Origin of the sequence: uncultured Henriciella sp. (assembly GCF_964005855.1) — a bacterium.
Classification (GTDB): domain Bacteria; phylum Pseudomonadota; class Alphaproteobacteria; order Caulobacterales; family Hyphomonadaceae; genus Henriciella.
Map to the genome: position 1 here is coordinate 1 of NZ_CAXFSW010000039.1, position 4,784 is coordinate 4,784.

Here is a 4,784-nt window from a genome sequence, read left to right on the forward strand (position 1 = left end):
GGCCGGACATCGTCCTTTTCAATTGGGTCGCACCGAATGATTATGGCTTCAACCTGTGCCGCAGCTTCAAACAGGACAGCGCCACGAGGCAGATGCCGCTGATTATTCTGTCCGGCAGTTCCGGCGAGGAAGACAAGGTCAAGGGGCTTGAACTGGGCGCAGACGATTACCTGTCCAAACCCTACTCTTCATCAGAGCTGGCGGCGCGGCTCCATGTCCAGCTTCGTCGTATCGATTCCGGAAAGGTAAGGCCCTGCCTCACCTTTGAGCGCATCGCTCTGGATGAAGACGCGCTGCGGGTCTATATCGAAGGACGCCCCGTGCATCTCGGTCCAACCGAATATCGCATGCTTGCGGCCTTCATGAGTCGTCCTGGACGACCCTTCACCAGGGAACAGTTGTTGGAACGCGCCGGACGGCGCAAAGGCGATGTCGATATTCGCAGTGTGGATGTGCATATCGGCCGTCTGCGCAAGGTGCTCAACCAGAAGAAAACGAACTACCCGCTCCGAACAATCAGGGGAATAGGGTACGCCCTCGGCTAAACCTTGCGGCTGACACAAAATCGTTGTCTCTTCCGGTCATAAGCATAAATCGGACTTATGACTGCACTGAAGAGGCATGCACGTAATGATAGATGACATGGTCGGGATGCTCGATGCGCTCGGGCACGCCGAACGGCTCCACGTATTCCGCGTTCTGGTTCGACGATATCCGCAATCAGTGGCAGCCGGTGAACTGGCCGAAACACTTGGCTATAAACGCTCGACGCTTTCTATCTATCTATCGGTTCTGCGGCGTGCGGGTCTCGTCCATCAGGATCGCGACGGGAACTCCTTGTTGTACAGCGCCGATCTATCCGGCGCGAAGTCGCTGATAGGCTTCCTCTCGGAGGATTGTTGTCGGGGCCGAACAAACAATGACCATCGCACGATAGATTTCGACGCGAACGATCACCGCAGATATAATGTCCTGTTCGTCTGTACGCGCAATTCAGCGCGGTCAATCTTTGCCGAAGTCATCCTGCGTGACACCGCGCCTGAGCGGTTTGCAGCCTATTCCGCAGGCACATCGTCACATGGCGCGGTCCATCCCTTGACCCTGCAGGTTCTTGAAGAAAACGGACACGAGATTTCAGAACTGGGGACAAGCTCGATCGCCGAGTTTCAGAAGCCGACCGCGCCGCAAATGGACTTCGTTTTCACTGTGTGCGACCAGGCGGCCAATGAAGAATGCCCGGTCTGGCCCGGACAGCCGGTTACAGCGCATTGGGGTCACCCGGATCCTGCCGCGGGCGTTTTCAGCGATGAAGAACGCCTCGAATTGTTTCGCCAGACCTATCAGGCCATGCGCCGGCGCATTCAACCCTTCGCTCAACTCCCGGGACCGACCCTCGATCGCGCCGCCCTTCAGGAGCATGTTGACGATATCGGTAGGCTGCGCCTGGCCCGAGTCTGAATACTGTCGAAGAGCGGCGCTTTCACGCTGTCTTGGGCAGGATTCGCCTTCTGGCCAGGCGACCAACCGGCTATTACGACAGCGTCATCGTGCCGACGGCAACTTCCAGGCAGCGAAACTCACCGCGCCATGACCCAAGATGCACCTATGGCGATGGCGGTAGAGCCGGTAGCCAGAAAGCCAGGGCGACCAGGCTTGCCAGCAATACCGGCGGTGTTATCAGAAGACCGATTTTCATATACTGGCCCCAGCCAATCCTGTAGCCCTTTCCGGCCAGCACATGGAGCCAGAGCAAGGTCGCGAGACTGCCGATCGGGGTGAATTTGGGCCCCAGATCATTGCCAATGACGTTGGCGTAGATCATCAACTCCCGCGTTGCCGCAGGCACGTTGGCCCGATCGATAGACAATGCACCGACCAATGTCGAGGGCATATTGTTCATGATGGAGGCTGCGATGGCGGAAAGCACGCCGGTGCCCAGCGTGGCGACAAACTCACCATGTTGCGCCAACCACTCAATCGCCAGGGCGCCGTAATTCGTCAGCCCCGCATTGCCAAACCCGTAGACGACGAGATACATGCCGATTGAGAACAGAACGATCTGCCAGGGGGCGCCGCGAAGCGCGTCCGATACGGAGACGATTGCACCGCGGCCGGCCTGCCACCAGCGCCCGGCAATTGCCATGAGCAGAACTGCGCCAGTACCTGTCACAAACGCGATGGGAATGCCCAGCGGGGCCGTCACGAAATAGGCGGCAAGCAGCACGGCCAGCAAGGGAAACGCAGCCCGGAAGACCAGTGGATCCTTGACGGCCATGTGCGGCGGGTCCAGGCTCTCGACGGAGTAGTGTTTGGGAATTCGACGGCCGAATGCCAACCAGAGCACGGCCAGTGTTGCTGCCAGGGAAACAAAATTCACAGGGACCATGACCGCCGCGTAGCGGTCGAACCCGATATCAAAATAGTTGGCACTGACGATATTGACGAGGTTGGAGATCACCAGCGGCAGGCTTGCCGTGTCTGCGATGAACCCGGTCGCGATGATGAAGGCCAACGCCGCCGGCGGCCCAAAATTCAGGCGCAGGAGAATAGCGATGACAATGGGCGTCAGCAGAAGGGCTGCGCCGTCATTGGCAAAGAACGCAGCAATGATCGCCCCCAGTATAACGACAAGCGGGAAAAGCAAATGGCCGCGTCCGTTGCCCCAACGTGCCACATTCAGCGCTGCCCACGCGAAGAACCCAGCTTCGTCCAGGATCAGCGAAATGATAATCAGCGCCACGAAAGTGAAAGTGGCATCCCAGACGATATCCCATACCACGACGATATCGTCCGGATGCACCACGCCCGTCAGCAGTGCCACCAAAGCGCCGCCGAGCGCGCTCCAACCAATCCCCAGACCTTTCGGCTGCCAGATCACCAGAACCAGGGTGACGACAAAAATAGCCAGTGCCAACATGAAAAGACCTTATCGTCAGTGCGTGTTCTGGTTGACGCGTCGAGAGAGCTCCTCAGCACTCTCGACGCGCTCTGAATAACGGTCAGTGAGATAGGCAGACCTGCCGCGCGTCAGCCAGGTGAACTTCACGAGTTCCTCACACACATCGACGATACGCATATAGAGGGGGGAAGGCTTCATGCGCCCGGCTTCGTCAAACTCGGTGAAAGCTTTGGGTACGGATGATTGATTGGGGATGGTGATCATACGCATCCAGCGCCCGAGGATTCGCATCTGGTTGACGGCATTGAAGCTCTGGCTGCCGCCCGAAACCTCCATGACCGCCAGTGTCTTGCCCTGGGTGGGCCGGATACCGCCCAGCGATAGCGGTATCCAGTCGATCTGCGTCTTCATGATGCCGGTCATCGCGCCATGCCGCTCGGGGCTGACCCACAGCATGCCCTCGGACCATTGGGCGAGATCGCGCAACTCCTGGACTTTCGGGTGGTCGGTATCCGCATCGTCAGGCAGAGGTAGACCCGAGGGTTTGAAGGTGCGCACTTCGCAGCCGTACCAGTGCAATAGTCTCATCGCCTCTTCGGAGGCCAGGCGTGAAAAGGAGCGCTCGCGCAGCGAGCCGTAAAGCACCAGAATCCTGGGGGGATGGCGAGGCGCATCCGGACCCGCCAGCAGATCGACGTCAATTGGACGTAACTTGTCCGGATCGATATTCGGCAGGTCATCGAGGCGTTCAGTCCCGCTCATTGAGTTGCCCCGCCGAAGCGTACCACATCGCCGTCTTCCTTGGTAAACACCGCCACCGGGTTTGCCAGCAGTTCAAGAACCCGCTCTGAAGGCCGGCATAACCGCGCACCTTTTTCTGTCACCACAATTGGACGATTGATCAGGATCGGGTGCGCCATCATTGCATCGATCAGTTGATCATCACTCAGCGTCGGATCATCAAGATTGAGTTCCTCAAAAGGCGTTCCCTTGCGGCGCAGCAACTCTCTTGGCGTGATCGCCATTATCGAAATCAGCTCGATCAGCCGTTCACGATTGGGTGGGGTCTTTAGGTATTCCATCACGGTCGGGGTTTCGCCTGACGCCTCGATCATCGCTAGGGTATTTCGGGAGGTTCCGCATGCCGGATTGTGAAAGATTATCGCTTTCAAGCGTTCTCGCTCCTTCTTTTGTCGTTGAGGCCACCTTCACTCAGAGCCGCCGAAAACGGCTCGCAAACTTCTGGGTGGCCAGCGCAGCAGTCGCGAACCAGAAAACGCAGAGTTTCCTGCATGTGCTCGAGATTGGCGCGATAGATGATTGAGCGGCTCTGTCGGCGCGATATCACCCATCCTGCCCGTGAAAGCACCGCAAGATGTGCCGACATGGTGTTGTGCGGTACAGATAATTGACGTGCGATCTCCCCGGCAGGGAGCCCGTCGGGTTCATGGCGAACAAGGAGACGAAACGCCTCAAGACGGGTCTCTTGGGAAAGCGCGCTAAAACTCGCGGTGACGATGCTTATTTCCATGTGTCCAATAATATGGACAAAATAAATATTGGCAACCGAGTTTCGCCGATTATACGATCTGTCTTGCCCTGCCTGAAACCATCTTTGCCGAACTCGAAAATGGCGATATTTAGCCAAGAGTGACCGCGCTGGCAGCCTCCCTCAATCGGCCCGGTCTGTTCCTCTCCTATTCAGATTCTGTTTTTGACGAAGGACCCAATTTTCGTTTCGGGGGTGACCGTCTCCGTCGTGTTGTGTCGGGAATTTCCTCGCATCGAAGGAACAGAGCCCCTTTCGGATTCGCTGCGACAGGCCGTTTCGTGCTTTGTTGTCCATGCAGACTGTGTTCTTTGCCAGTATCGACACCCTGTTGCA

Annotated in this window: 6 protein-coding genes; 2 read left to right on the plus strand and 4 right to left on the minus strand. The window is 57.5% G+C overall.

What is annotated here, in order from left to right; translation table 11 throughout:
- Both ABNU55_RS15580 and ABNU55_RS15585 read left to right on the plus strand, forming a co-directional pair.
- The coding region (locus ABNU55_RS15580) for a winged helix-turn-helix domain-containing protein (protein WP_348764585.1) at positions 1 to 545 on the plus strand (545 nt) is incomplete at its 5' end.
- A 106-nt stretch (positions 546 to 651) separates the two neighbouring features.
- Complete coding sequence (locus ABNU55_RS15585; RefSeq protein WP_348764586.1) at positions 652 to 1,458, plus strand: helix-turn-helix domain-containing protein; 807 nt, start codon at positions 652 to 654, stop codon at positions 1,456 to 1,458.
- A gap of 145 nt (positions 1,459 to 1,603) precedes the next feature.
- On the opposite strand, the gene ABNU55_RS15590 is transcribed toward ABNU55_RS15585, so the two are convergent.
- The 4 genes from ABNU55_RS15590 to ABNU55_RS15605 are packed head-to-tail and all read right to left on the minus strand — an operon-like array spanning position 1,604 to position 4,430.
- Entirely contained in the window at positions 1,604 to 2,917 is a 1,314-nt protein-coding gene (locus ABNU55_RS15590; RefSeq protein WP_018065835.1) for an arsenic transporter, read from the minus strand.
- A 15-nt stretch (positions 2,918 to 2,932) separates the two neighbouring features.
- Positions 2,933 to 3,661, minus strand: a complete 729-nt coding sequence (gene arsH, locus ABNU55_RS15595) for an arsenical resistance protein ArsH (protein WP_200338208.1) — start codon at positions 3,659 to 3,661, stop codon at positions 2,933 to 2,935.
- Positions 3,658 to 4,071, minus strand: coding sequence for an arsenate reductase (glutaredoxin) (gene arsC, locus ABNU55_RS15600; protein WP_200338207.1), 414 nt, complete (start codon positions 4,069 to 4,071; stop codon positions 3,658 to 3,660). The genes arsH and arsC overlap by 4 nt, the downstream gene beginning before the upstream one ends.
- Entirely contained in the window at positions 4,068 to 4,430 is a 363-nt protein-coding gene (locus ABNU55_RS15605; protein ID WP_079921054.1) for a metalloregulator ArsR/SmtB family transcription factor, read from the minus strand. Before ABNU55_RS15605 ends, arsC begins: the two co-directional genes overlap by 4 nt.
- Between the last annotated feature and the right edge of the window lie 354 nt (positions 4,431 to 4,784).